The sequence below is a fragment of the Streptomyces sp. 2-1 genome (assembly GCF_048564895.1).
GTDB lineage: Bacteria > Actinomycetota > Actinomycetes > Streptomycetales > Streptomycetaceae > Streptomyces > Streptomyces phaeochromogenes.
Genome location: NZ_CP183383.1, coordinates 11010032 through 11036568 on the forward strand (window position 1 = coordinate 11010032; position 26537 = coordinate 11036568).

Consider the following 26537-nt stretch of genomic DNA (forward strand, 5'->3'; position numbering starts at 1 on the left):
GGCGGACTTGACGGCGTGGGCGCCCTCTCACGGGCACGTCGGGTGGGACATCCGAACCTGGCCGCCTGAGTCAGGGCACTATGACGATTTTCCGCCCCTGGCCCGCGGCGAACTGGGCGAGAGCCTGCGGGTAGTCGTCCAGCGGGAGACGGTGGCTGATGAACACCTGGGGGTCGAGCACTCCCGTTGCGAAGAGGTCCGCCGCGCGTTCGAAGCTGTGCAGGACGGCCATGGATCCCGTGATGGTGATTTCCTGGTTGTAGATGCGGTAGGGCGAGATGGTGGCCGTTGTCGCGTAGTCCGCGACGCCGAACTGCAGGAATGTCCCCGCCTTCGCGACGCGGTCCAGGCCGTCCTGGATGGCGGCCGCGTTGCCGGTTGCGTCGATCACCACCTGCCAGCCGGCAGGCTGCTGGAACTCCTCCGCCGAGGCGGCCGCCCTTGAGCAGCCGAGTTTCTCGGCTGTGGCGAGGCGTTCGGGGTTGAGGTCGATGACGTCCACCGAAGCGGCACCGGTGCGCTTGGCCAGCTCCAGCATCATCAGGCCCATGGTGCCGCTGCCGTAGATGAGGACGTTTGCCCCGATCCTGGCGTTGAGCACGTCGTATCCCCGGACCGCGCAGGACAGCGGCTCGATGAGGGCGGCGTTCGCCACGTCGACATGCTCGGGCAGCCGGACGCAGTTGGCGACAGGGGCCACGGCGTATTCCGCGGCGCCGCCGGCAACGGTGACGCCGATCGCGGCCCACCGGTCACAGAGGTTGTTGCGGCCGTTGCGGCAGTAGCGGCACTCGTTGCAGTACAGGGACGGGTCGACGGCGACCCGGTCGCCGATGGCCAGTTCGGTCACCTCGGTGCCGAGTCCGACGACCTCTCCGGCGAATTCGTGGCCGGGGACGATGGGCAGCCTCGGCGCGAACTCGCCCTGGAGGATGTGCAGGTCCGTGCCGCACAGCCCGCAGGCTGCCACGTCCACCACGACCTCGCGCGGCCCTGGGGTGGGGTCAGGGACTGTGGTGACAGTGACCTTGCCGGGGGCTTCGATGACGGCGGCTTTCACTTGACTGCTCCTAGGGACAGGCCGCGAACCAGCTTGTCCTGGGCGGCCCAGCCGGCGATGAGGACAGGCAGGGACACCAGGGTGGCGGCGGCGCACAGACGGGCGAGGAAGAGCCCCTCGTTGGTGATGAACCCGACGAGGAAGACGGGAGCGGTGGAGGCGTTGGTGGCGGTGAGGTTGACGGCGAAGAGGAATTCGTTCCAGCTGAAGATGAAGCAGATCAGCGAGGTGGCGGCGAGTCCGGGCATGGCGACGGGGCCGACGATGCGCAGCAGCACGGTGGGCAGGCCGGCGCCGTCGACCTCGGCGGCTTCCAGGATCTCCCTGGGGACCTCGGCGAGGAAGGAGCGCATCATCCAGACCGCGATCGGCAGGTTCATGGCGGTGTAGAGGACGATCAGCGTCCACACGTTGTCCAGCATCCCGGCGTCCTTGACGATCAGGTACACGGGCAGCAGGGCCGCGATGGCGGGGAGGAACTTCGTGGACAGGAAGAAGAACATCACGTCGGTCCACTTCTCGACCGGCTTGATGGACAGTGCGTAGGCCGCCGGAACCGCAAGAGCGAGGACGAGAAGCGTCGAAATCACGCTGGCCATGGCCGAGTTGAGAAGGTACGGGGTGATGTCCCGGCCCAGCAGCAGCTCGTACTGGTCCAGGGTGAGGGGCGCGAGCAGGCTGGGCGGGTTGGTCGCGGCGTCGGCCTCCTGGTGGAAGGAGGTGAGCACCATCCACGCGACCGGGGCGAAGAAGGCCAGCGTGGCCAGCCAGGCGGCGAAGGTCCACCCCGGTGTCAGCCGCGGTGGGCCGCCGTGGTCGTCCTTGCGGCGGAGGAACTTCCTGAGCCCGGTCCTGGGGGCGGCGACTGCTGCGTGCGCGGTCATCGGGAGACCTCCTCGCGGAACAGCGACGCGATGGTCCGCAGGGCGAACGTGGCGACGACGATGGAGCCGATCACGACGACGACGCCGGCGGCGGCCGCCTCGCCGTACTCGTACTTGCGGAACATGGTCAGGTAGATCTCGTAGGGCAGGTTGGTCGTCTGTGAGCCGGGACCGCCCTGGGTGATGGTGAAGACCGCGTCGAAGGTCTGCACGACATAGATCGTGCCGAGCAGGACGCCCAGTTCGATGTACTGGCGCAGGTGCGGCAGGGTGATGAAGCGGAAGGTCGCCATGGCCGACGCCCCGTCGACGCGGGCCGCCTCCAGGACGTCACCGGGCTGCGCCTGCAGACCGGCCAGCAGGATGAGCATCATGAACGGCGTCCACTGCCACACCAGCGCGACGACGACGGCCGGCATCGCCGAGTTCGACACCCAGTCGACGGTGGGGCCGTTCTCGGCTCCGAAGAGCCGGTAGAGGGCGTTGAGGGTGCCGTTGAGCAGTCCGTAGTCGGGGTTGTAGATGGCGTGCTTCCACAGCAGCGCGGCCGCGACGGGCATGACCAGGAACGGCGTGATGAGCAGGGTGCGTGCCAGGCCCCGGCCGGGGAAGCGGCGGTCGAGGAGGAGTGCCAGACCCAGTCCGAGGACCATGCTGATACTCACCACCGACGCGGTGAGCACGATGGTGTTCAGTACCGCCGTGCGCAGCCTTTCGTCGGTGAAGACGAAGGTGTAGTTGGACAGGCCGGTGAAGTGCCTCTCGCCCGGCTTGAGGATGTTCCACTGGAACGTGGAGATGACGAGCGTGGCCACGAAGGGCAGCTGCGTCACGATGACCGTGAAGATCAGCGCCGGCAACAGTGGGAAACGGCGACGCCACTTGTGCACCGTTTCACGCCTGCCTGGCTGATGCGGAGGGTGTGTGCGCACCGCTTTGGGCGCGGGAATGAGCGTGGTCATGAGGGGTCCTTGAGCCGGCCGGTGACGGCCGGGGGATGGGGAAGCGGTGCCCGGCCGGCGCCACGGCCGACCGGGCGAGGGGAGGTCACTGGTAGGTCTTGGCGGTTTCCTCCGCGAGCTTCTGGCCCTTGTCCAGAGCCTTGTCCACGCTGGTCTTGCCTGCGATGGCCGCGGAGATCTCCTGCGTCACCTTGGTGCCGAGATCCTGGAACTCGGGGACGGCCACGAACTGGACGCCCACCGTGGGCCGCGGCTGCACGCCGGGGTCGGTCGGGTTCGCCTGCTCGATGGACTTCAGAGTGATGTCACCGAAGGCCGCGGCCGCCTTCTGGTACTCGGGAAGCTCATAGGTGCTGGCCCGCTTCCCGGCGGGAACGCGCGACCAGCCGAGCTCCTTGCCGACGAGCTTCTCGTAGTCCTTGCCGGACGCCCAGAGCATGAACTTCGAGGCGGCGTCGGCCTTCTTGGTGGTCTTGGGCATCGCCCACGCCCAGGTCCACAGCCAGCCGGAGCTGTCCGTCCTGTCCACCGGTGCGTACGAGTAGCCGACCTTGCCGGCGATCTTGCTGGACTTGGGGTCCTCCAGCGATCCGGCCGCGCTGGTCGCGTCGTACCACATCGCGACCTTGCCCTGGCTCAGTGCGTTCAGGCACTCGGTGAACCCGGCCTGCGGGGCCCCCACCTCACCGTGCTTCCTGACCAGGTCGACGTAGAAGTTCGTCGCCTTCTTGAACGCCGGGCTGTTGACCTGCGCCTTCCAGTCCTTGGTGAACCAGGTGCCGCCGAAGGTGTTGACCACGGTCGTCAGTGGCGCTCCGAGCTCGCCCCAGCCGGCCAGACCGCGCAGACAGATGCCCTTCATCCCCGGGCGGGCGCCGTCGACCTTGGCCGCGATGTCGGCGACCTGCTGCCAAGTGGGCTTCTCGGGAACGGTGATGCCCTTCTCGGCCATCACCTCCTTGTTGTACATGAGCATGGAGGACTCGCCGTAGAACGGCAGGGCGTAGAGCTTGCCGTCGTCTCCGGACAGCGACTGGACCATGGGCTTGAGCAGGTCGGCCTCGTCGAAGGCGGAGTCCTTGCCGGCGTAGGAGCTCAGCTCGTGCAGCCAGCCGTTCTTGTGCCAGATGGGCACTTCGTAGGCGCCGATGGTGGCCACGTCGTACTGGCCGGCCTGGGTGGCGATGTCCTGGGTGACTTTGTCGCGCAGTTCGTTCTCGGGAAGGATCGTGAAGTTGACCTTGATGCCGGTGTCCTTCGTGAAGGTGCTCTTCGTCAGCTTCGCGATGTCCTCCATCTGCGGGTTGCCGACCATGAGGACGTTGATGCTCTCGCCCCCGCCTCCGGAGCTCGACCCGCCGGCCCCGCTGCACGCTGCCAGCATCGAGCCTGCGGCCACGGCGGCGAGCACAGCGCGAGCGCTTCTCCCGGCATGGGTGATTTTTCGGATGGTCATGGCTGACTCCAGAGGTGTTCGAGGGCATGGGAGGCCCAGGCCCGGTCGAGCGAGTGCGTGATGAGTTGGAGAAGGACGCAGGTCAAACCCGGATGACTTGCGGCCCCAGAAGGAAGTAGCGATGGGCTTCGGATGCGGGAAGCCCGGTGTCGGTGACGATCGCCTCGATGTCTGCGATCTCGGCGAAACGACAGAAGCTGGTCGCTCCGAACTTGTTGTGGACGCCCGAGAAGACCCGGCGTCTGGAAGCGGCCACGACCTGCGCCTTCACATCGCTCACAGCGGGGTCCGGAGTGGTGAGCCCCCATTGGCGAGAGATGCCGTTTGCGCCGACGTACGCCAGGTCGATGACGAGGCCGGACAGCATGTGGGTCGCCCAGTGATCGACTGTCGCCAGCGTGGCGCCTCGTACGCGACCACCGAGCAGCAGCACGGTGACGCTCTCCACGGCGGCCAGGGTGCCGGCCGCGGCGAGGGAGGAGGTGATCACGGTCAGCGGACGGTCGCGAGGCAGAGCCGCGGCGATGAGCTGTGGGGTGTAGCCCTCGTCGATGTACACCGTCTCCGCGTCACCGAGCAGTTCCACGGCGGCGGCAGCGATCCGCGACTTCTCTCTGACCTGACTGGTGGTCCGGTAGGAGAGGGTCGTCTCGAAGCCGGCGCTCTCGACGGGGTAGGCGCCGCCGTGGGTCCGCCGCACCAGCCCGTGAGCATCCAGCAGGTTCAGGTCGCGCCGCACGGTTTCCTTGGAGATACCCAGGTCTGCGGCGGTCTTGCCCACGTCCACGGAGCCGACACGACGCGTGGCCTCCAGGATGGCGCGTCGGCGTTCTTCGGCGTCCACGGCGACACCTCCCCTCCGCGATTCCGACCCGACACTCGGCCCGGCCTTTTCCGGTCTGGCGCATTTACGCCTTCACAGAGCCCGGCCCGTTCGGGTTCATGCGGACTATTTATAAGCACGCGCAGCCTCATGAACAGGCAAAACGTCACGAGTTCCATGACCGGATGTGACCGTTTCGAATGCGGTATTTCCGCAGACAGGGACCTTCTTCGGCCAATAACGGAGCAAGATCCCCACCCGGGTCGGCTCGGAACGTGCCCGTTTGCTGCCTGCTCCCCGACTGAGGGGGAGCCGATGACGGTCATCAGCCGATGACGGTCGTCATCGTGCGGCGGGGGCGCTGAAGTGCGCAGGCCGGGACGCCAAGGGCTGCCCCACCGTCAACGCCTGGAACGGCGACGTGGACCGGCGGAGCACCTGCCTCAGGCGGCCGCACGCTCGCGGCACGCGGCCGAGTTGCCCATTCCCTGCGCCATGAGCGGAAGGCATTGATCATGCTTAGCCGTCATCGGGACGTCTTGAAGTGACCCGGGAATTGGTGCGCGCAGGGAGCACTCGATGAACTTCCTTGGTTTGACGCCGAAGACGGTGTCCGGCCCGGAGACCGATGGTCGTCAGCGTTGCCCGGCGTCGAGGGCAGCGAGGCCGCCACGGACGGCTGCAGCCGTCTTGTCGAGCTGGTTTCGCTCCTGCACCCGCCAGTCGGCATCAATGCGAAATGGGTCACCTTTGAAGCGGGGGAAGACATGCAGGTGAACGTGGAAAACCTCCTGGAAGGCGGCCTCCCCGTCCGCAAGGAACAGGTTGACGCCCTCACATCGCAAGCCTGATCGGCGCAGTGCGCGCCCGAGCTGATGCGCCACTTTCCAGACCTGGACGCCGACGTCCTCCTGTAGATCCTCCAGTCCCACCGAGTGGGCCTTGGGGATGACCAGCAAGTGGCCTGGGGTGACGGGCTGGAGATCCATGAAAGCGATCACTGATTCGTCTTCGTGGACGATGCTGGCGTCCGCCCGACCCCTCGCTATTGCACAAAAGACGCATCCGTCGTCCGTCACAGGCTGCCCCCTCAAAGGCCCGAGTACCTCGTGCCGCTCACAACACCAGAGGCGACACCCAGGCGCGAGCAATTTGCAGGCCTGGTCGGACGCGAGTGCGATACCGCCTGGTCACCTCGTCGGCCAAGTCTGCCGGGCTCAGCACACCGCGATGAGAACAGCGCTGCCGCGCCCCGAGAGCATGGGACGCGGCAGCGATTCTTGGGTCGGTCGTCAGGCGAGGGTCACCTCGACCGGCAGCTTCTTGATGCCGTTGACGAAGTTGGAGCGCACCCGGGGGACGTCGCCGGCCAGCTTGATGTCGGCGATCCTCGGGATCAGCTCCTCGAACATGATGCGGATCTCGGTGCGAGCGAGGAGGTTGCCCAGGCAGAGGTGGGGGCTGCCCTTGCCGAAGGTGACGTGGTCGTTGTCGGTGCGGGCGACGTCCAGGTCGTAGGGGTTGTCGAAGATGTCCTCGTCGCGGTTGCCGGAGGCGAACCACATGACGACCTTGTCGCCCTCCTTGACCTGCTTGCCGCCGAGTTCGACGTCGCGGGTGGCGGTACGGCGGAAGTGGTAGACGGGTGAGGCCCAGCGCAGGAACTCCTCGACCGCGGTGGGAATCAGTGAGGGGTCGTCCTTGAGCCTGGCCAGCTGCTCGGGGTGCTGGAGCAGGGCCAGCATCGAGTGGGAGATGGTGTGGCGGGTGGTCTCGTTGCCGGCCACGACCAGGAGCAGGAAGTAGTTGTCGAAGTCCTGCGCGGACAGCGGGACTCCGTCGCGCGGGGTGGTGTTGACCAGTTTCGACACCAGGTCCGTGCCGTCGCCGCCGCGCCGCTGCCGGGCCAGCTCCCGGCCGTACTCGAAGACTTCGAGGGAGGCGGGGGAGCGGAACGGGAGGTCGCGGTACTGCTCGCTCTCCGCGCTGTTCAGCAGGACGTCCGCGTAGTCGGGGTCGGTGTTGCCGATGATGCGGTTGCCCCAGTCGATGAGCCGCTGGTTGTCCTCCGGCGGTACGTCGAGCAGGCGCGCCAGCACGTTGATGGGGAAGTCGGCGGAGACGTCGGCCACGAAGTCGAAGGTGCCCTTGGCGAGGGCCGCGTCCAGGGTCTTCGCGGTCAGGCCGCGCAGGAAGTCGCCGTAGCTGTTGATGACGCCCGCGCCGAACTGCCGCTGGATCACGCTGCGCATCGCGCGGTGGCGGACGCCGTCCAGCTCCAGGATGGAGGCGCGCTTCTTGATCTGATCGTCGTCGACCTCTTCCAGGTTGACGAACCTGGTGGAGGTGAAGGTCTCCGCGTCGCGGTCGACGCGGGCGATGTCCGCGTGCCGGGTCACGGCCCAGAAACCGGAGTTGGGGGCCTCCTCCGGCTGCCAGTGGACCGGGTCCTCGTGGCGCAGGGTGTGGAACATCCGCCATGGGGTGACGCCGTCGGCGAAGTGGTCGAGGTCGGCGAGGTCCACCTGGTCGAGCGGCATGGGCTCGTCGAGGGCGGCGCGCAGCTCGGCGCGGGTGGTGGGGACGGCGCGGGCCGTGGGGCTGGTCATGGTGGTGCATCTCCTGGGCGAGGGCGACGAGGGCCGGCGGCCTTTCGGCGGGCTTACAGGTGGTAGGCGTACTCGGTGAACTCCCAGTCCGTGACGTGCCGTTGGAAGCGTTCGACCTCGTTCCGTTTGTAGGTGAGGAAGGAGGTGGTGAAGTCCTTGCCGAGGACGTCGGTCAGGGCGGTGTCCGCCTCCAGCGCGTCGAGCGCGGTCGGCAGGCTCGCGGGCAGCAGGGCGGACTTGGCGGTGTCGTAGCCGTAGCCCTCCAGCGGGGCGGGCGGCTCCTCGCCTTCCTGGATGCCGAGCAGGGCGGCGGCGATCGTGCCCGCGATCAGCAGGTATGGGTTGGCGCTGGCGTCGCCGAGACGGAGTTCGAGGCGGGCGCCGCTGCCGCGCTCGGGCGGGATGCGGACCATGGCACTGCGGTTGTCGAGTCCCCAGTCGATCAGCCAGGGCGCGAGGGTGTCCGGTCCGAAGCGCTTGTACGAGTTCACGGTCGGGTTGGCCAGTGCGGCGAGCGCGGGTGCGTGGGCGAGGATGCCCGCGACGGCGTGGCGGGCAGTGGCCGAGAGGCCGTACGCGCCGGAGGGGTCGTCGAAGGAGTTGTGTCCCTCGGCATCGCTGCACGACAGGTGGAGGTGGAACCCGGAGCCGCCCGCGTCGCCGAAGGGCTTGGCCATGAAGGTGGCCATGTTGCCTTCCTTGCGGGCCAGTTCCTTGACGGCTGCCTTGAAGCGGAAGGCGCGGTCGGCGGCGTCCAGGGCTTCCGAGTGGGTGAGGTTGATCTCGTACTGGCCGCCGTCGAACTCGTGGTTGCCGGTGACGACGCCGAGGCCCAGGTCGCGCAGCTGCCGCAGGGTGCGCAGCAGGTGGTTGTCGGGATCGGCGCGCAGGCCCGCGGTGTACACCGCGCCGGTGGCTTCGGGTGAGCGGCGCCAGCCGGTGGGCGTGCCGGGGTCGGGCGTCAGGAGGAAGTACTCCAGCTCGGGGCCGACGACGGGGCGCAGCCCTTGCTCGGAACATCGGGCCAGCACGGTACGCAGCAGGTCGCGCGGTGACTCGGGGGCGGGGCCCCCGGTCGCCGGGTCGGTGACCTCGCCGAGACAGGTGGCGACGCCGGGCTCCCAGGGCAAGGGGGCCGCCGTGGACAGATCGGGGCGTACGCACACGTCCGGCAGACCGGCGTCCAGGCCGCCCGCGACCGGGACCACGTCCCCTTGGGGTGAGGTGTGGTAGACGGCGCGGCAGAAGGCCAGGCCGTGCTCGGATGCCGACGGCAGGTGGTCCAGCAGGACGTCCCGGGCACGGTCGGTGCCGATGAGGTCGGGGTAGATCACCCGGACCACGTCGACGCCCTCGGCGGCGAGCCGCTCCATGTGCCGGCGGATGTCTGGGGTGTCGGATGCGCTCACCAGTGTCTCCTTGGGAGGCTGGGTGGGGACATCCCCCGTGCCTCGGGGCTCTGGGGATGGGTGGTGTGCAGAGAACGGAAGCCGGGGTGCGGGTTCGGGAGGGCAGACCCCGGTGGTACTCGTTTGGTCCCGAACGGTATGGAGTGCAGTCACCGTCCCGCAAGAGGTTGGTCGAGAAAATTTATCCACCTGGACAGGTATTGACCAGAGAGGAGCGGCTTCCTATCTTGTTTGAAGCCAAACGAGTAAGGGGTGCGGCTCCTTCGCACCTCTTTGGCCGAGGGGTCCGGCCACATCCGGGCCGGGCCCCTCTTCAGCCCTCTCCCTGATCCGACGCCCTCACCCTCAGGAGGACCGCCATGAAGGTCGTCGTCGACATGAACAAATGCCAGGACCACGGCCAGTGCGTCTTCGCGGCACCCGACGTCTTCTCCATGGATGGCGACGGACACCTGGTGTACGTCTCCGGCCCCGACCAGGCGCTGCTCGACGAGGTCGAGGAGGCAGCGGACGTGTGCCCGCTGCAGGCCATCCGGATCGAGGCCTGAGTTCCCCATGGCCGCAACCATGACCGGACGCGTAGTCGTCGTGGGCGCTTCGATGGGTGGCCTGCGCGCCGCCGAGCAGCTCCGCGCGGCGGGCTGGGCCGCGGCGATCACGGTCGTCGGCGACGAGCCCCACATGCCCTACAACCGGCCACCGCTGTCGAAAGAAGTGCTGGCAGGGAAGGCACCGTTCGAGTCGCTGGCCCTTACGCCGAAGGCGGCCGCCGCCGACGTGGAGTGGCGGCTCGGCAGGAAGGCCGTCGCGGCTCGCCTGGACGAACGGACCGTCGAACTCGACGACGGCGAGGCCATTCCGTACGACGGACTGGTCGTCGCCACCGGAATGCGCCCCCGGCGGCTGCGCTGCCCGGGCCCGCTCCATGGCCGTCACACGGTCCGTACCCTCGCCGACGCCCAGGGCCTGCGGGACGAACTGACCCGGCCGCACGCCCGAGTGGTCGTCGTAGGCGCGGGATTCATCGGCTGCGAGGTCGCCGCCACCGCCGTAGGACTCGGTGTCCGCGAGGTGACCGTCGTCGACCCGTTGCCGCTGCCCATGGTGGGCCCGCTCGGCGAACTGCTCGGACGTGCGCTGCTCAGGCGTCACGAAGAGCGTGGGGTGCGTTTCGCGCTCGGTGCAGGAGTCGCCGGGTTCGAGGGCGAGGACCGGGTGACCGGGGTCGTCCTCGACGACGGCACGGTCCTGCAGGCCGATGTGGTGGTGGAGTCGGTGGGCTCGATCGCCAACGTCGAGTGGCTGCAGGACAACGGGCTCGACCTGTCCGACGGTGTGCTCACGGACGATCGGCTGCGGATCGGCGGACGCCCGGAGGCCGTCGCGGTCGGCGACGTAGCCCGCTTTCCCAACGCCCGTTACGACGGCGTACCCCGCCGCGTCGAGCACTGGTCCATCCCGACGGACACCGCCAAGCATGCCGCGAAGGTGCTTGTCGCCCATCTTGCCGGTGCAGGTGGCGAGCCGGCTCCTTTCGCGCCACTGCCCACCTTCTGGAGCGACCAGCACGAGTTCCGGCTCCAGTCCTTCGGTGCTCCGGTCCTCGGCAAGGACGACGTCTGTGTCCTGGACGGCGATCCGGAGGGCGACGTGCTGGTCGGCTATCACGCCGGCGGTCAGTTGGTCGGCGTCGTCGCGCTCGGCGGCCAGGCCGCCGCGATGGGCGCCGCCCGATATCGCGCCCAGTTGCTCAAGTCGCCCGCCCTCACCGTGTAAGGAAGCCCGTCATGTCCCCTGTCCGTGGTTACTTCCACCCCAAGACGGCGAGCGGCGCCTCGTCGCTGATTCCGTCCCCGCCGTGGCGCTACTCGGGTGACCTGCTCACCGTCGAATACCGCACCGACCCCGCCCGTGTGCGCGAACTGCTGCCCGAGCCACTGGAGTTGGCCGACGAGGACCCTGGCGCGGTCGCGTTGATCTGGGCCGACTGGCAGTCCTGCTCCACTTCCGGAGACGAACTGCTGGACCCGGTGCTCGCCCAGTACAAGGAGGCATTCGCGGTCGTCCGCTGCAAGTACCGGGGGCAGACCTACACCCGGTGCGTGTACATCTGGGTCGACAAGGACTTCGCCATCGCCCGCGGCCTGCACCAGGGCTATCCGAAGAAGCTCGGATCGATTCACCAGACGCGGCCTCATCCGTACGGTCCCGCTCCGCGGATCGAGGCGGGGGCGCGCTTCGGGGCAACCCTCGCCGCAGCGGACCGGCGGTTGGCCCAGGCCGTCGTGACCCTGCGAGAGCCGTCCGGGACGAACGGCTTTGTCAACAGCCACCCCATGGCCCACCACCGGTGGCTGCCGTCGATCGAGAAGGGCAAGGGCCTGGCACTCGACGAGCTGATCGAGTCCGGTGCGTCCTCCTTCGAGGGCGGGCAGGCGTGGGTCGGTGACGCCGAGCTGGAGATCTTCGAGGCGCCCACCGAGGAGCTGGCCCGGCTGGAGATCCGTGAGCCGATCGCCGCCTACTACCGCCAGGTCGGCGTCGTCTGGGACGGCGGCCGACTGCTGGAGTCCGGCACGTCCGGAGTTGAGTAACCCCCTTACGCACCAAAGGACTTGGAGACCGGACATGACCGAGCACACCCTCACGGTGGCCGGGGTCGCCGTCGACACCCGGCACTGGATCGGCGGCCGGCGCGTCGCCTCCACCGAGACGTTCACCGATGTCTCGCCGATCGACGGCGGCACGATAGGTGAGATCTCCCGCGGTACGGCGCCGGAGGCCGCGGCAGCGGTGGCCGCCGCGAAGGCCGCCTTCCCCGCCTGGGCCGCCACCTCACGCGCCGAACGCGCTCGCATCCTGCACGCCATCGCCGACGGCGTGGAGAAGCGGATCGAAGAACTCTCGATCGTCGAGACCACCGACAACGGCGCGCTGCTGCGCTCGCACCGTCGGGGCGTGATGCCCCGTGTCGCCCACAACTTCCGCTTCTTCGCCGACTGGCTGCTGCAGATGGAGCACGAGGACTTCGAGACACGCGGTCACACGAATCACGTGAGCTGGGACCCGGCGGGCCCGTCCGTGCTGATCACCCCGTGGAACGCGCCCCTGATGCTGGCCACCTGGAAGGTCGCCCCCGCCCTGGCGGCCGGCAACACGGTCGTCCTCAAGCCCGCCGAGTGGTCCCCGCTGACCGCGTCCCTGCTCGCCGACATCGCGGCCGAGGCCGGGCTTCCCGCCGGGGTCCTCAACGTCGTCCAGGGCTACGGCTCGGAGATCGGCGACGCCCTCACCTCGCACCCGGACGTACGGCGGATCAGCTTCACCGGATCGGTGCCGACGGCCCAGCGCATCGCCGGGTCGGCGGCCGCGAACCTCACCCCGCTCAGCCTCGAACTGGGCGGCAAGTCACCGCTGTTGGTCTTCGCCGACGCCGACCTCGATCTCGCCGTGGACCTCGCTGTCGAGCAGTACGACAACGCCGGCCAGGTCTGCCTCGCCGCCACCCGCTTCCTCGTCGAGGAGTCGGTCGCCGAGGAATTCACGCGCCGCTTCGTCGAGAAGGCCGCGACGCTCACGCAGGGCGACCCGCGCCACGAGGCCACCGACATCGGGCCCAACATCCACCCCCGCCAGCTGGAGAAGATCGACGCCTTCGTACAGCGGGCGCTCGCCGCCGGAGCCCGTGCTGTCATCGGCGGACACCGCAATGACACCCAGTACTACGCACCGACCCTGCTCACCGATGTCGCCCAGGACTCGGAGATCGTGCAGGAGGAGGTCTTCGGCCCGGTCCTGACCCTGCAGACCTTCAGCACCGAAGACGAAGCCGTCCGCCTCGCCAACGACACCCGCTTCGGCCTGGCCGCCACCCTCGCCACCGGCGACCCCGAGCGCGCCGAGCGCGTCACCGCACAGCTCGTCGCGGGAACCGTCTGGGTCAACTGCTTCTTCGTACGCGACCTCCAGGCACCCTTCGGCGGCTCCCGCCACTCCGGCGTGGGCCGCGAGGGCGGCACCTGGAGCTTCGACTTCTACTGCGACGTCAAGAACACGGTCACCGCACCGAACGGATGGAAGAACCATGGGTGAGATCGTCGGGGCGGGCCTCCTCGCCCACGTCCCCACCATCGTGCTCCCGGAGGAGGACCGCCTGGAACTCAACGAGGGCAAGGAGATCACCCTCGTCACCGGGCTCCGGCAACTCCGCGGGGACGTCTTCGAACGCGACGACTACGACACCGTGGTCGTCCTCGACTCGCACTGGGCGACGACGGTCGAGTTCGTCGTGACCGCCCAGCAGCGCCGCGCCGGCCTGTTCACCTCCGAGGAGCTGCCGCGCGGCATGTGCAGGATGCCGTACGACTTCCCCGGTGACCCCGAACTCGCCCGCAACATAGAGAAGTTCGCCGACAAGCACGGCACCTGGATCACCGCGATCGACGACGACTACCTGCCGATCTACTACGCCACCACCAACCTCTGGAAGTTCCTGGGGGAGGGGTTGCCCGACAAACGGTGGGTGACCATCGGGGTCTGCCAGACCGGCGACATGGAGGACCACCTGCGCCTCGGCCGAGCCCTGGCGGACGGCATCGCCGCAACCCCCGGACGCCGCGTACTGGTCATCGCCTCCGGCGCCCTTTCCCACACCTTCTGGCCGCTGCGCGAACTGCGCGACCACGAGGCCGGCGACCCGGTGCACATCTTCACGCCTCAGGCGCGCGAGGCGGACCACGAGCGCATCGCCTGGTTCAAGGAGGGCCGCCACGACAAGGTCCTCGACACCATGCCGGAGTTCTGGAAGCACAAGCCCGAGGCCAAGTTCTTCCACTACCTCATGATGGTCGGCGCCCTGGGTGAGCAGGCGTGCATCGCCAAGGCCCGTCAGTACGGGGAGTACGAGAACTCGATCGGCACCGGTCAGGTGCATCTGTGGTTCGACCGTCCGGCCGACGGCTGGACCGGCACCGGCCTGCCCGCAGCCTCGTCCCCGCGCACCCCTCACAGCCGCGTCTAGCCGTATCCAGGAGCCCTGTCATGTCCGAGTACCGCCGCATCCTCCTCGACGGCGCCGCCGTCCAGGTCACCGTAGAGGGCGACGAACTCGTCGCCGGAGACGGCCGCCGTGTGAAGACCGAGGAGGCGAACCACCTGCCGCCGGTCGTGCCCTCCAAGGTGGTCGCCGTGCACCTCAACCACCGCAGCCGCGTGGACGAGTTCCAGATCCGGCTCACCCCGACGCCCACCTACTTCCACAAGCCGACCTCCTCTCTCAACTCCCACAAGGGCGCGATCGTGCGCCCCGAGGGCTGCAAGTGGCTCAACTACGAGGGCGAGGTCGCCATCGTCATCGGCAAGACCGCACGGAACATCTCGCAGGCCGAGGCGGGGGAGTACATCGCCGGTTACACCGTCGCCAACGACTACGGCCTGCACGACTTCCGTGACACCGACGCCGGTTCGATGCTCCGCGTCAAGGGCTCCGACACGCTGTGCCCGCTCGGCCCCGGCCTGGTCACCGACTGGGACTTCCACGGCAAGTACCTGCGTACGTACGTCAACGGCGAGGTCGTACAGGACGGTTCGACGGACGAGATGGAGTGGGACATGCACTACCTCGTCGCCGACATCGCCCGCACGATCACCCTCTACCCGGGCGACGTGCTGCTCTCCGGCACGCCCGCCAACTCCCGGCCCGTCCAGCCCGGCGACGTCGTCGAGGTCGAGGTCGAGGGCCTCGGACGGCTGACGAACCACATCGTCACCGGGCCGACCCCGATCCGTACCGATGTCGGCGCCCAGCCCACGGAGTCCGAGGAGGTTCTGTCCACCGCGCTCGGCGGCGACTGGGAGTTCCGCGGCATCAGGGCGCCCAAGCGCTGATGCCGTCCACGAGGCGGCCCCGCACCGGGACCGAGGGCGGAGATCCCCCGGGTGCGGAGCTGCCCGCAACCCGCCCCCGACCGGTCCGACGGGCCGCTCCGGCGAATACCTGGCCTCGAAAGCGGCCGGGTAGGGTCGCAGCCATGACCGAATCCGCCGAGACTCCTGATGGCCGCAAGCCGCGCCGGCGCATGAACTACGGGGAGGGCCGGGAGGCTCTCCTCAACGCCGCCGTACGGGTCGTGGCGCAGGGCGGACTGCGCAAGCTCACCTACCGGGCGGTCGCGCAGGAGGCGGGTACCACCCACGGTCTTGTGGTCCACCACTTCGGCTCCCGTGACGCGCTGATCGAGGAGGCACTCGCTCACGCGATCCGTACCTCGCTGAACACCAGCGCCCTGGAGCCGGGCACCGGCAAGGTCGCGGACTTCTCGGTGGGGGTGTCCGACATGGTCACCGCCGATCCGGACATACAGGCCTTCCAGTACGAGCTGCTGCTGGAGTCCCGGCGCCGCCCCGAACTGCTGCCGCACCTGCGCGCGCTGTACGACGAGTACTTCGACGCCAGCGGGCGCGAGCTGGCCCGCATGCTGCCCGACGGTGCCGGCCGCCCGCTGACCCGGCTCGTCTTCGCGGCCCTGGACGGTCTTGTGCTGCACCAGCTCGTCTTCGGTGAGCCCGAGACCACCGATGCCGCGATCGAGGAGCTGCGCGCCCTGCTTCGGCTGCTCGTCGCCGCCGGGAACGACACTCCGGGAGGCGACGTCTGACCCGCTGACCTGCGTGTTCCGAGGCCCTGGATGTCCGCGGCCCGGGCCACGGACATTGCGCAGCGGTTACGGCCCCGTAAGGAAGCGCGAGGAGTCCGAGAATCTCCGCGCGACCCCTTGTCAAACGGATAGTTCCACCCCACTATGAGGCAACTCGTTTGGCCTGAAACGATTCCCTCTTCCTCCCTGGCAGGTGATCCGAGTGGACAGTCAGACGGCGGTTGCGAACCAGACCGCGCCCGACGCCTCCACCGCAGGCAAGCTCAAGCCCAACTCGCTCGGCGTCATGGGCATCCTCTTCTTCGTCCTCTCCGCGCAGGCGCCGCTCACCGGGGTCGCGGGCGCGGTGCCCATCGCCGTGGCCATCGGCAACGGCGCCGGCGCTCCCGCCGCCTATCTGGCGGCCGGTGTGATCGTCCTCCTGTTCTCGGTCGGCTTCGTGGCCATGGGGCGGCACGTCGTGGACGCCGGCGCCTTCTACACGTACATAGGCAAGGGCCTCGGTAAGTCCCTCGGGGCAGGCAGCGCAGGGATCGCGCTGTTCGCCTACTGTGCGATCCAGGCCGCCATGTACGGCCTCTACGGCGCCACCGTGAGCGGTCTGCTGGATCACTACACGGGTGCGGACGTGCCCTGGTGGGTGTGTGCCGTGGTCACCATGGCGATCGTCCAGGTGCTGGGCGCCGTGGGCATCGAGATGGGCGCGAAGGTGCTGGCGGTGTTCGTGCTGGCGGAGTTCAGCATCCTGGCGGTCTTCGCACTGGTCACCCTCTTCAAGGGGGGTGGGCCCGAGGGGCTCGGTGTCGCCCAGTCGTTCTCGCCGAGTGCGGCCCTCGACGGGGCGCCGGGTGTGGCGCTGATGTTCGCCGTGGCGTCGATGATCGGCTTCGAGGCCACCGCGATCTACGGCGAGGAGGCGCGCGAACCGCGCAAAACAGTGCCGCGGGCCACGTATCTGGCTGTCGCCCTGGTCACCGGCTTCTTCGCGTTCGCCTCCTGGATGCTGATCTCCTCGTACGGTGCCTCGAAGGCCACCGACGCCGCGGGCAGGGCTCTGGAGGGCGGCGACTCGACGGCTTTCGTCTTCGCGCCGATCGCCGACCTGTTCGGCACCTGGGTGAACGACGTCCTGCCCATCCTGCTGGCCACCTCCCTGTTCGCCGGCATCCTCGCCTTCCACAACTCCGCCAACCGCTACCTGTTCTCGCTCAGCCGTGACGGTCTGCTGCCCCGCAGGCTGTCGGCCATCAACCGCCGTCACTCGCCCGCCGTGGCCGGTTGGGTCCAGACGGCCATCGCGGTTGTCCTGGTCGTCCCCTTCGCACTGGCCGGCAAGGACCCCGTCCTCGCCCTGTTCTCCTGGGGCAGCGGAGTGGCCGTCCTGGGGATCATGCTGCTGTACCTGCTCACCTCGCTCTCCGTGGTCGCCTTCTTCCGCCGCGAGCGGCTGGACACCCGGCCGTGGAACACGCTGATCGCCCCGGCCCTGGGTGCGCTCGGCATGGCCGGGGCGATCTGGCTGATCATGGAGAACTTCACCACGCTCATCGGCGGCGAGCAGAGCACGGCCATCTGGCTGGAGCTGACCGTCCCGGCGGTCCTCGTCGCGGGAGTGGTGACGGCGCGGCTGACCCGCGGCAGGGCGACGGTCGACGGCTGACGTGGGACGGCGGGCGGGGCCGGCAGCCGGCCCCGCCCGCCACTCGGTCCGGGAGGTCGGCCGGGTATCGCTCTCCGCTCCGGCAGGCGGTCAGTCGGCCGAGGCGGCCACCCGGTCGAGGAACGCGTCGATCAGGCGGTGGGCGTTTACCCGGGCAGGTAGCTCCAACTCCCGGCATCGGGCGAGCAGTTCGCCGGGGTCCACGCCGTGCTGTGCACACTGCTCCGCGCCGCCGAGGTCGAGCCAGTCACGCACTATCCCGGTGGTGACCTCCGGGTGGAACTGCACCCCCAGACTGCGGCCGACCCGGAAGGCCTGCACGCACACGGCGTTGCGGGCCACCTCCACGGCTCCGGGCGGCGGGACACAGCGGTCGTAGTGCCACTGGAACCAGGGGCCGGTCCCCACCAGGGAAGGATCGTCCGTGTCGACCTCGACCCAGCCGATCTCGGGGCGCGGCGACGCCTCGACCGAACCCCCGAGCGCCGCGGTCAGCGCCTGGGCGCCGAAGCAGACGCCGAGGACCGGGATGCCGAGGTGGTGGGCCTTGCGCAGTAGTGCCAGCTCACCGCCGATCCAGCTGCCGACGGCGCTCTCGTCGTACACCGACCACGGGGCGCCGAGTGACACGACCAGGTCCCAGCCGTCGGCCTCGGGGAAGTCGAACGTCACGTCCGGGGCCTGGTGGCGGTGCTCGGGTACGACGGTCAGAACGGTGAGGTCGTATCCGCGTTCCATGAGCCTGGCCCCGACCAGCCCGGGTTCCGTCACATGGTCGTGCTGAAGGACGAGTGCGCGCACGGTGTCGCTCCTTTCCCCGGGGTCCGCGGACCTGCCGGATCGATTCAGTGGGCGCTTGCGAGCGCTCCACGCACAGCTTATCGTTTGGATTCAAATAAACTCCAGGAGGTCTCCGCATGCTGGACGTCACCCACGAGGAGTGGCAGCGCCGCGCCAAGTCCCTGGACCTGTCCGGCGCCCATCACATCGACGGCGCCGACGAGGGTGGTGGCGGTGCGGTCTTCGCCGCCGTCTCGCCCCGTGACGGCCAGGTGCTGACTCAGGTCGCCGACGGCGGCACCGCCGAGGTGGACGCGGCCGTGGCCGCCGCCCGTCGTGCCTTCGACACCGGTCCGTGGCCGCGCCTGGCGCCTGCCGAGCGGGGTCGGGCGCTGCTGCGGATCGCCGATGTGCTCCAGGAGCGACGCGAGGAACTGGCGCTCACCGTCAGCCTGGAGATGGGCAAGTCCATCACGGACGCGTACGAGATCGAACTGCGTGCCCTCATCAACACCTTCCGCTGGTACGGGCAGTTGGCGGACAAACTGACCGACGAGTCCCCGCACACCGCCGCGGACTCCCTCGCCCTGATCACCCGGGAGCCGGCCGGGGTGGTCGGAGCGGTCGTTCCCTGGAACTTCCCGCTGACGCTGGCGGGTTGGAAGGTCGCCCCCGCGCTGGCCGCAGGTTGCACGGTCGTACTGAAGCCGTCGGAGAACTCACCCCTGTCCGCGCTGCTCCTCGGCCGGATCGCGACCGAGGCCGGGCTTCCCCCCGGCGTACTCAACGTGGTCAACGGCAACGGGCCCGTGGCGGGGCGGGCGTTGGGCCTCCATCCCGACGTCGACGTCCTGGCCTTCACCGGCTCCACGGCCGTCGGACGCCACTTCCTGCGCTACGCCGCCGACTCCAACCTCAAGCGCGTCTGGCTGGAGCTGGGCGGCAAGTCGCCCAACATCATCCTCCCGGACGCCCCCGACCTCGAAAGGGCCGCCGCCACCGCCGCCTGGGGCATCTTCTTCAACCAGGGCGAGATGTGCACCGCCCCCTCCCGGCTGCTGGTCCACTCCTCGATCGCCGACCGCGTCACGGAGACGATCGTCCGGCGCGCCCGCGAACTGCGCATCGGCGACCCGCTCGACCCCGCCACCGAGATGGGTGCCCTGGTCGGCGAGGACCACCTGGGGCGCGTACAGGACCACATCGGTACGGGTCTGGCCGAAGGTGCCCGCCTGCTCACGGGCGGCTCCCGCACCCTTGCCGACACCGGCGGCAGCTACTTGGAACCGACCGTCTTCGACCACGTCGACCCAGGAATGAGGCTGGCCCGCGAGGAGATCTTCGGCCCGGTGCTGTCCGTGCTCGCCTTCGACGACCTGGACGAGGCGGTACGGCTGGCCAACGCCACCGAGTACGGCCTCGCCGCCGGCCTGTGGACCTCCGACCTGTCCACCGCCCACAAGGTCTCCCGGGCCTTGCGGGCGGGCACGGTGTGGGTCAACTGCTACGAGGAGGGCGACCTGACCGTTCCCTTCGGCGGCATGAAGCAGTCGGGCAACGGACGGGACAAGTCCGCCCACGCCCTGGAGAAGTACACCGAGCTCAAGACCACCTGGATCCAGCTGTGACCCGCACTCCTGTCACCCCTGTACGCCCCCTGATCGCCATCCCCGCCCGCTTCTCCGCGACGACTTCCGCGCTCCGGTACGCCGCCGAGGTCAACGCCCGCGCTCTGATCGAGGCCGTCTGGCGGGCCGGCGGCGAACCGGCGAGCATCCACCCCGCGTCCGGAGACGTCGCATCCCGACTGGCCCGCTTCGACGGCATCCTGCTCCCCGGCGGCGGAGACATCGCCCCGCACCACTACGGCGCGCAAGGTGTCCACGCCAGCGTCTACGACGTCGACGACCTCCAGGACGCCTTCGACCTCGAAGTCGCCCGCCAAGCACTCGACATGGGCCTGCCCGTGCTGGCGGTCTGCCGCGGCCTTCAGGTCGTCAACGTCGCCCTGGGCGGCACCCTCGAACAGGACATGGGCGGTCCCGAGCGCGAACACCGGCACGTCGTGCACCCGGTGGCGATCCAACGCGGCACCCTGCTGGAGCTGGCCACCGGCGTGGAGAAGACGGAGGCATCCTGCTACCACCATCAGCGGGTGGACCGCCCCGGTGCGGGACTCACGGTCAGCGCGCGTGCCGCCGACGGAACGGTCGAGGGACTCGAACACCCGGGCCTCCACGGATGGTTCACCGCCGTCCAGTGGCACCCGGAGGACACCGCCCACGAAGACCCCGCGCAGCAGGGCCTCTTCGACGCCTTGGTGCGAGCTGCCCGCGACAGACACTGACCCCGCCATGGCGAGGTGGAGAACTCTCTGCTTCAACGAGTCGCCGGTCGATCTGCCGCGATGGGCGACCGCGGCCGGACGGACCGAAAGGCCCTTGCCGCGCGAACTCGGCCAGAGCTCGCGCATCCCCGGCAAGGAGATACGAGAACCGTGACGGACATCCTGCGGCGGGGCACGTCGGCCGATGTGTCGATGATCCCGGCCGAGTTGCCAGAACTCCTCGCGGCCGTTTCGCGAGGGGCTCTCAGCCCTTCGCGCGCCGCCCGCTGCGGCGCTGTGTCGGCTTGGCACCGTCGAGGAGGGTCAGGCGACGCTCCTCACCATGCTCCTCGACCTGCCGCACGACCTGTCGCAGCCCTTCCGCGACGTCCCGGCACTCCTCGTCACTGAGCCGTGAGGCGACGAACGCCTCCTCCTGGTTGAACTCCGGGAACAGCCGCTGCATCAGCGCCTCGCCCTCCTCGGTGAGACTCAGCAGCACCAGCCTGCCGTCGGAAGGGTGACCGGTCCTCTTGACCAGCCCCCGCCCCTCCAGCGTCCGCGACACCCCGGTCAGAGTCCCCTTGGAGATCCCCGCCTCTTCCGCGATGTGCCGGGTCTCCGACTCGCCCCAGACCCACACCACCCACAGCACGACGAACGCCGTCCAGGTCAGATCGGCGCCGCGCAGCACCGAGTTCTCCAGGTGCTGACGGACGGCCGACGCGGCGCGGTAGATGTTGGCGACCACCGCCATCTGCTCGCGGTGGATCGGCGTCCCCCCGAGCTTCGCCGCTGCCAGCTTCTCCGCTTCGGTGATGGACCGGTGGCCGGGCACAGGCATGCTCCTTTGATCGTTCGGAGCCAAATTGTACGAGAGCTAGAAGAAGGTGGGGGGATTCAGGGACCGGCGTTCCATCTCTTGCAGCGGGCGCTGGTTGCACGCTCGGTCTTCTCAATCGGCGGGCACCCGCTCGACGAAGTGCTCCACGTCCTGCGGGGTGGGCCTCAGCACGCCATCGCGCACGGCGAGGGCTGTGGCCTCGGCCCGTGAGGCACAGCCCGTCTTGCGGAGCAGGTGCTCGATGTGGCTGTGAACCGTCCGCGGGGACAGGAACAGCGCCTGTGCGATGGCCTGGTTGGTCTGGCCCCTGGCGGCCCGTGTGAGCACTTCCAGTTCGCGCGGACTCAGGCCGTACGGCAGTTGCGCGGGCGTCTCGGACACGAGGACCGCCCTTCGTGCGATCGGCGATCCCGTCGTGCACCGGCGCAGCATCACACGGTTCCATCCTTGGCCGACCGGCCACAGGACCCGCAGTCGAAGGCCGCCCGAGTCGGTGAACGCGCTCACCAGACGACGGAATTCGTTGTCGGCCAGAACGTCGGCAGGGTGCCGGCCCGGGAGGTCGACGACGCCCTCGGCCGTGACGAGGTTCGCTCCCGCGGCCGCCGGAAGGTCGTGCAGGTCACCGATGTGGCCCGTTGGGTCGGCGAGGGCGCCCAGTGCAGGCAGGATCGAGGCGAGCAGGTGCCGCGCCTCCGTGTCGTACGTGCCTGATCCCTCGACGGACACGTTGACCAGGCCGACCAGACGGCCGTGGTGGCGCAGGGCGCCGGTGAGCGCGTCGCGGAACCCGGCCGGCCGAACCCGCTCGGCGTAGAACCAGCCGTTGCGGAAACGCTGCCCGACGGACGCCGTGTCCTCGGCGTCCTCGGTGATGGACGGCGGGAGTGTCTGCCGTACGACATTGGCGTACCACGGGGTCGAGACGAACTCGGCGGCCAGCGACTCGGACGTCGTGGACGTGTAGCCGATGCCCGCGACCTGCAGATGTGCTCCGGTGATCGGATCGATCGCGAGCAGAGTTGCGGCGTCGAGGGGCAGGGCGCGGCGGAGTTCGTGCAGCGCCTGGGTGCAGGCCGAAGCGGTGTCGCGTTCGCGGGTGAGCATTCCGATGCGGGTCGCTGCCGCGAGCTGATGGTGGCTGACCATGAGGGCCTCCGGGAAGCCACGACCAAGGATGTCGTTTGGCTCCTAACGATATGGGCTTCGGGTGGGCCGGACAAGCCGTTCACCGTTTCGCAACCGAGTTCCCGCTGGTCACTGCCCGGTCTCTCCGACAGTCGGTATTTCTACGGATGGCGTGGTCGGGACGCCTGGGTCTTTCCTGTTCGCCACAGCCGGATGCCCGACGCAGCCGTTTCGGGCCGCATCCTCACGGAGAGTCCCGCCATGACCAGAACCCCGTACCCTTCCCCGGCCTCGCGCCGGCAGTTCCTGGCTCTCTCCGGCGGTGTTCTCGCCGCTACCGGGCTGGCCGCCGCGGGCTGCTCCGCCCCGGACGACGGCACGAGCACGGCCGACCCCGCCAACGCGTCGGCGGGGTCGAGGACCCTTGCCAAGATCGGCCTGGACTATCCCTTCACCCAGCTCCCGCTCTACTCGACGCTCGTGAAACTCTCCACCGCCGCCGCGAAGAAGCACGACGTCTCCCTGCTGACCACGAGCGACGCGAGCAACCCCGACACCCAGGCCACCAACCTCAGTACATGGGTCACTCAGAAGATCCCGGCCATCGTGTCGTTCCCGATGGTCTTCGAGGCCACCGAGGCGACTGCCAAGAGGGCGTTGGACGCGGGGCTGATCTGGGTGACGTACGGCGGATCGCTGGAACACCAGAGCGCGGACATCCAGTTCAGCTTTCTCGAGGGTGGCAGGCTGCTCGGGGAGGCCGCCGCGAAGTGGGCCAACGAGGAGCTCGGCGGAAAGGGAAAGATCGCCTTCCTCACCGACAGCACGATCCAGCTCGGCCGCGAACGCACGAAGGGCATGATCGACGCCTTCACCAAGAACGCGCCCGGTGTCGACGTGGTTGCCCGGGAGCAGGCCATCGACCCCGACACCGGACTGTCGAAGTCCCGCGCCGTCCTCGCCAAGCACCCCGACCTCAATCTCATTCTCGGGGTCACGGACGCCGCCGCGTACGGCGGCTTCAAGGCGCTGCAGCAGACGGGCCGGAAGGCGACCGACGCCAAGACCTTCGTCGGCGGGCAGGACGGAGCCGCCCCCTCCCTCCTCGCCATCAAGAAGGGCACGTTCTACCGTTCCTCGGCCGCACTGGCCCCGAAGGACATCGCGAACGCCGTCGTCGACGTGCCCCTCGCGGTTGCCGCGGGAAAGGCGAAGCCCAGTGTCCAGGTGCCGATCACGCTCGTCGGGCGCGGCGACACCGCGAGGATCGACGACCTGCTCGCGCAGAACTCCTAGGCGCCGGCCATGACGGATCCAAATCTCCGGATACGCGGGCTGAGCAAGTCCTTCGGTGGCGTCAGGGTCCTGGACGGCGTGGATCTCACCGTCCCGGCCGGTCAGGTGCACGCTCTCCTCGGCCACAACGGCGCCGGCAAGTCCACCTTGATCAAGTGCCTGGGCGGCGCCTTTCCGCCGGACGCAGGCACGATCGAAGTGGGCGGGATCTCCCATGCGCGGCTGAGTCCGCGCGAGTCGATCGCCGCGGGCGTGGCGATCATCTTCCAGTCACTCAGCGTCGTCGACTCCCTGACGGTGGCCGAGAACATCTTCCTCGGTCAGGAGTGGACCCGGTACGGCACCGTTCACCGCCGTGCCCAGGAGGAAATGGCGGCCGGACTGCTGGAGCGGGTCGCGGCAAGTTGTTCGCCGCGTGACCGGGTGGGTGAACTACCCATGGGGCAGAGGCAGTTGGTGGAGATCGCCAAAGCCCTCAGCCGCAGCGCCTCCGTGCTGGTCCTGGACGAACCCACCGCCGCCCTGTCCGGGGCCGAGAGCGGCGCCCTGGCCGAACGGGTCGAGGACCTGCGCACCCAGGGTCTGGCCATCGTCTACGTCACCCACCTGCTCGCCGAGGTGGAACGGTTGGCGGACGCGGTGACGGTGTTGCGTGACGGCAGGGTCGCCCACCACTCGACAGTGTCGGGGTACACACGGAGTGAGTTGGTCGACGTCATTGTCGGTCGACCGGAGCCCGTTCCGCACGGCACGGCAGAAGACAAGACGGCAGAAGACAAGACAGCCCACAACCTCGGGACAGCCGACAACCTCGGGACGACCGGCGGTGCCGTGGCTGAGACTGCCATCGGCGCCCCCGCAGTTCCGCGAGCCCCCCGGCTCATGGCGGACGGGCTCCGTGGTCCCGGCTTCGGTCCCGTGGAGATCGGCGTCGGCGAAGGCGAGATCGTCGGACTGTACGGGCTGATCGGCTCAGGCCGTACGCGCATCCTGGAGACCCTCTTCGGCGGGCGCCGGGCCTCGGGCGGAACGGTGCGGGTGGGGGAGCGGGTCGTCACGCCCGCACGTCCCGCGGACGCGCTGGCCGCGAGGATCGCCCTCGTACCGGCGGACCGGCGCAGACAGGGCCTGTTCCCAGTGCTGAGCGCCCAGGACAACGCGCTCCTGCCGACGATCCGTCCGCTCGCCCGGTACGGGCTGCGGGCGCTGGGCACCGAACGGCGGGTCTTCGACGCGATGTCCCAGGCGGTCGGGCTGCGCCCCGCCCGGCCGCGACTGCCGGCGGCCGCCTTCTCCGGCGGCAACCAGCAGAAGCTCGTCCTGGGCCGGTGGATCAACGAGGCCCGCAGCGTCGACGTCCTGCTCCTCGACGAGCCCACCCAGGGTGTCGACGTCGGCGCCCGGCAGGAGATCTATCAGGTCGTCTCGGCGCTCGCCGAACAGCGGGGTACCGCCGTGCTGTTCGCCTCCAGTGACCCGGAGGAGGTCGTCGCGCTCGCCCACCGATGTCTGATCGTCTCCGCAGGCCGCATCGTGGGCGAACTGAACGGTGCCGAGCTCACCGAAGCCGCCCTGCTGTCGGCCGTCCACGACGCCGACGACCCGGCCTCCATGACCTCGGAAGGAGCGGCATGACCACCGCGACCACGGCCCCCACCAACCGCCTGACACCGGGCCCGCGCGCCCTGGCCGGAGGCGGCCTGAACTCGGTGCGGCGGAATCCCCTGCTCGTCGTCCTCGCCCTCATGGTGCTGGTCTTCCAGCTGACGACCGGCAGTTTCCTCGACCCCGGCAATCTGCGCGGCATCGCCGTCGACGCGGCCACCCTCGCCATTGTGGCCGTGCCCTTGGCCTTGTTGGTCATCAGCGGCTACCTCGACCTCTCGGTCGGCTCCACGCTCGCCGTCGGCGGACTCGTGGCCGGCTGGCTCGCCGGACAGCAGCACCAGCCGCCCGTCGTCGCCGTACTCGGCGCGCTCGCCGTGGGTGCGGCGGTGGGCGCTGTCAACGGCATCCTGTGCTGCTACCTGGGGCTGTCCGCCTTCATCGTGACGCTGGGCATGCTGACAGCGGTGCGCGGACTGGCACAGCAGCTCTTCCCGCTGCCACTGAGCAGCTTCGGGTCCGGGTTCGCCTGGCTCGGCGGATCGCGGATCGCGGGGATCGACGCGCCGGTCGTCATCGCCGCGCTCGTCCTCGTGGCGGGTGCGCTGTTCCTGGCGCTCACCCCGGCCGGGCGGCACGTCTTCGCCATCGGCGTCAACCGGGAGGCCGCCCACCTCTCCGGCATCGACATCCGCCGGACGCCCTTCGCGCTGTTCGTCGTCACGGGCGTGGCGGCGGCCCTTGCCGGGGCGATCAAGGCGTCGGTGCTGGACAGCGTGGTCGCCGGGACCTCGGGCGCGGGTTTCGAACTGACCGTACTCACCGCCGTACTGCTGGGTGGCGTCGCGCTCACCGGTGGCTCCGGTTCCGTCTTCGGTGTCCTGCTCGGCGTGCTCTTTCTGGGTTGCCTGCAGAACGGACTGACACTGCTGAGCGTGCCGACGTTCTGGCAGCAGATGGCCCAGGGCACCGCCCTGGTGGCAGGCGCGGCACTCGCCTACTTCGGCCCGCGGCTGACCCGGTGACTCCCACTCCGAGA

Annotated in this window: 24 protein-coding genes; 13 read left to right on the forward strand and 11 right to left on the reverse strand. The window is 69.2% G+C overall.

Translation table 11 applies throughout. The features are described from left to right. Window positions 1–70 precede the first annotated feature (70 nt). From ACN20J_RS48125 to ACN20J_RS48160, 8 genes are all read right to left on the reverse strand, one after another. Window positions 71–1060 carry a zinc-dependent alcohol dehydrogenase family protein gene (locus tag ACN20J_RS48125; protein WP_190231519.1) on the reverse strand — a complete coding sequence of 330 codons (990 nt, stop codon included), beginning with the start codon at window positions 1058–1060 and terminating at the stop codon, window positions 71–73. Beyond that, the gene (locus ACN20J_RS48130) at window positions 1057–1944 is read right to left on the reverse strand and encodes a carbohydrate ABC transporter permease (protein ID WP_419668604.1); all 888 of its coding nucleotides are present in this window, start codon (window positions 1942–1944) and stop codon (window positions 1057–1059) included. Before ACN20J_RS48130 ends, ACN20J_RS48125 begins: the two co-directional genes overlap by 4 nt. Beyond that, a complete protein-coding gene (locus ACN20J_RS48135; RefSeq protein ID WP_364181166.1) occupies window positions 1941–2906 on the reverse strand; it encodes a carbohydrate ABC transporter permease in 966 nt (321 codons plus the stop codon). The genes ACN20J_RS48130 and ACN20J_RS48135 overlap by 4 nt, the downstream gene beginning before the upstream one ends. 85 nt (window positions 2907–2991) lie before the next feature. Further along, window positions 2992–4362: an ABC transporter substrate-binding protein gene (locus tag ACN20J_RS48140; RefSeq protein WP_189842378.1), complete on the reverse strand. Its 1371-nt coding sequence runs from the start codon at window positions 4360–4362 to the stop codon at window positions 2992–2994. Between the two features lie 82 nt (window positions 4363–4444). Further along, complete coding sequence (locus tag ACN20J_RS48145; RefSeq protein ID WP_189842377.1) at window positions 4445–5206, reverse strand: DeoR/GlpR family DNA-binding transcription regulator; 762 nt, start codon at window positions 5204–5206, stop codon at window positions 4445–4447. A 614-nt stretch (window positions 5207–5820) separates the two neighbouring features. Further along, window positions 5821–6264, reverse strand: a complete 444-nt coding sequence (locus tag ACN20J_RS48150) for an HIT family protein (protein ID WP_419668605.1) — start codon at window positions 6262–6264, stop codon at window positions 5821–5823. Window positions 6265–6477: 213 nt separating this feature from the next. Continuing rightward, the gene (locus tag ACN20J_RS48155) at window positions 6478–7794 is read right to left on the reverse strand and encodes a cytochrome P450 (RefSeq protein ID WP_419668606.1); all 1317 of its coding nucleotides are present in this window, start codon (window positions 7792–7794) and stop codon (window positions 6478–6480) included. A 53-nt stretch (window positions 7795–7847) separates the two neighbouring features. Further along, window positions 7848–9203 carry a glutamine synthetase family protein gene (locus ACN20J_RS48160; protein WP_190231523.1) on the reverse strand — a complete coding sequence of 452 codons (1356 nt, stop codon included), beginning with the start codon at window positions 9201–9203 and terminating at the stop codon, window positions 7848–7850. Between the two features lie 359 nt (window positions 9204–9562). Here ACN20J_RS48160 and ACN20J_RS48165 point away from each other — a divergent pair, with 359 nt between their 5' ends. The 8 genes from ACN20J_RS48165 (at window position 9563) to ACN20J_RS48200 (ending at window position 17519) form a co-directional block, all read left to right on the forward strand. Then, window positions 9563–9751, forward strand: coding sequence for a ferredoxin (locus ACN20J_RS48165; protein ID WP_190231524.1), 189 nt, complete (start codon window positions 9563–9565; stop codon window positions 9749–9751). A gap of 19 nt (window positions 9752–9770) precedes the next feature. Continuing rightward, window positions 9771–10979, forward strand: coding sequence for an NAD(P)/FAD-dependent oxidoreductase (locus tag ACN20J_RS48170; RefSeq protein ID WP_419668607.1), 1209 nt, complete (start codon window positions 9771–9773; stop codon window positions 10977–10979). An 11-nt stretch (window positions 10980–10990) separates the two neighbouring features. After that, complete coding sequence (locus ACN20J_RS48175) at window positions 10991–11797, forward strand: acetoacetate decarboxylase family protein (RefSeq protein ID WP_361995699.1); 807 nt, start codon at window positions 10991–10993, stop codon at window positions 11795–11797. A gap of 34 nt (window positions 11798–11831) precedes the next feature. Beyond that, entirely contained in the window at window positions 11832–13295 is a 1464-nt protein-coding gene (locus ACN20J_RS48180; RefSeq protein ID WP_419668608.1) for an aldehyde dehydrogenase, read from the forward strand. Continuing rightward, on the forward strand, window positions 13288–14223 hold the full coding sequence (locus ACN20J_RS48185; RefSeq protein ID WP_419668609.1) for a 3,4-dihydroxyphenylacetate 2,3-dioxygenase: 936 nt from the start codon (window positions 13288–13290) through the stop codon (window positions 14221–14223). The genes ACN20J_RS48180 and ACN20J_RS48185 overlap by 8 nt, the downstream gene beginning before the upstream one ends. A gap of 20 nt (window positions 14224–14243) precedes the next feature. Beyond that, complete coding sequence (locus ACN20J_RS48190) at window positions 14244–15089, forward strand: fumarylacetoacetate hydrolase family protein (protein ID WP_189842369.1); 846 nt, start codon at window positions 14244–14246, stop codon at window positions 15087–15089. A 143-nt stretch (window positions 15090–15232) separates the two neighbouring features. Next, complete coding sequence (locus tag ACN20J_RS48195; protein ID WP_189842368.1) at window positions 15233–15859, forward strand: TetR/AcrR family transcriptional regulator; 627 nt, start codon at window positions 15233–15235, stop codon at window positions 15857–15859. Window positions 15860–16061: 202 nt separating this feature from the next. Beyond that, window positions 16062–17519 (forward strand): APC family permease, encoded by a 1458-nt coding sequence (locus ACN20J_RS48200; RefSeq protein ID WP_361995693.1) that lies wholly within the window; start codon window positions 16062–16064, stop codon window positions 17517–17519. A 90-nt stretch (window positions 17520–17609) separates the two neighbouring features. On the opposite strand, the gene ACN20J_RS48205 is transcribed toward ACN20J_RS48200, so the two are convergent. Next, the gene (locus ACN20J_RS48205) at window positions 17610–18320 is read right to left on the reverse strand and encodes a type 1 glutamine amidotransferase (RefSeq protein ID WP_361995691.1); all 711 of its coding nucleotides are present in this window, start codon (window positions 18318–18320) and stop codon (window positions 17610–17612) included. A 116-nt stretch (window positions 18321–18436) separates the two neighbouring features. Here ACN20J_RS48205 and ACN20J_RS48210 point away from each other — a divergent pair, with 116 nt between their 5' ends. Together ACN20J_RS48210 and ACN20J_RS48215 are read left to right on the forward strand one after the other, a co-directional pair. Further along, window positions 18437–19927 carry an aldehyde dehydrogenase gene (locus ACN20J_RS48210; protein WP_361995690.1) on the forward strand — a complete coding sequence of 497 codons (1491 nt, stop codon included), beginning with the start codon at window positions 18437–18439 and terminating at the stop codon, window positions 19925–19927. Further along, window positions 19924–20646 (forward strand): gamma-glutamyl-gamma-aminobutyrate hydrolase family protein, encoded by a 723-nt coding sequence (locus tag ACN20J_RS48215; RefSeq protein ID WP_246575559.1) that lies wholly within the window; start codon window positions 19924–19926, stop codon window positions 20644–20646. Before ACN20J_RS48210 ends, ACN20J_RS48215 begins: the two co-directional genes overlap by 4 nt. Before the next feature lie 244 nt (window positions 20647–20890). Here ACN20J_RS48215 and ACN20J_RS48220 read toward each other — a convergent pair whose 3' ends face one another. Next, window positions 20891–21463 carry a MarR family winged helix-turn-helix transcriptional regulator gene (locus ACN20J_RS48220; protein WP_189842571.1) on the reverse strand — a complete coding sequence of 191 codons (573 nt, stop codon included), beginning with the start codon at window positions 21461–21463 and terminating at the stop codon, window positions 20891–20893. A gap of 117 nt (window positions 21464–21580) precedes the next feature. Further along, window positions 21581–22618, reverse strand: coding sequence for a helix-turn-helix transcriptional regulator (locus ACN20J_RS48225; RefSeq protein ID WP_189842364.1), 1038 nt, complete (start codon window positions 22616–22618; stop codon window positions 21581–21583). 240 nt (window positions 22619–22858) lie between these two features. Here ACN20J_RS48225 and ACN20J_RS48230 point away from each other — a divergent pair, with 240 nt between their 5' ends. The 3 genes from ACN20J_RS48230 to ACN20J_RS48240 are packed head-to-tail and all read left to right on the forward strand — an operon-like array spanning window position 22859 to window position 26523. Continuing rightward, entirely contained in the window at window positions 22859–23893 is a 1035-nt protein-coding gene (locus ACN20J_RS48230; RefSeq protein ID WP_419668610.1) for a sugar ABC transporter substrate-binding protein, read from the forward strand. A 9-nt stretch (window positions 23894–23902) separates the two neighbouring features. Beyond that, entirely contained in the window at window positions 23903–25528 is a 1626-nt protein-coding gene (locus ACN20J_RS48235) for a sugar ABC transporter ATP-binding protein (protein ID WP_419668611.1), read from the forward strand. After that, window positions 25525–26523, forward strand: coding sequence for an ABC transporter permease (locus tag ACN20J_RS48240; RefSeq protein WP_190231534.1), 999 nt, complete (start codon window positions 25525–25527; stop codon window positions 26521–26523). Before ACN20J_RS48235 ends, ACN20J_RS48240 begins: the two co-directional genes overlap by 4 nt. Window positions 26524–26537: the final 14 nt, after the last annotated feature.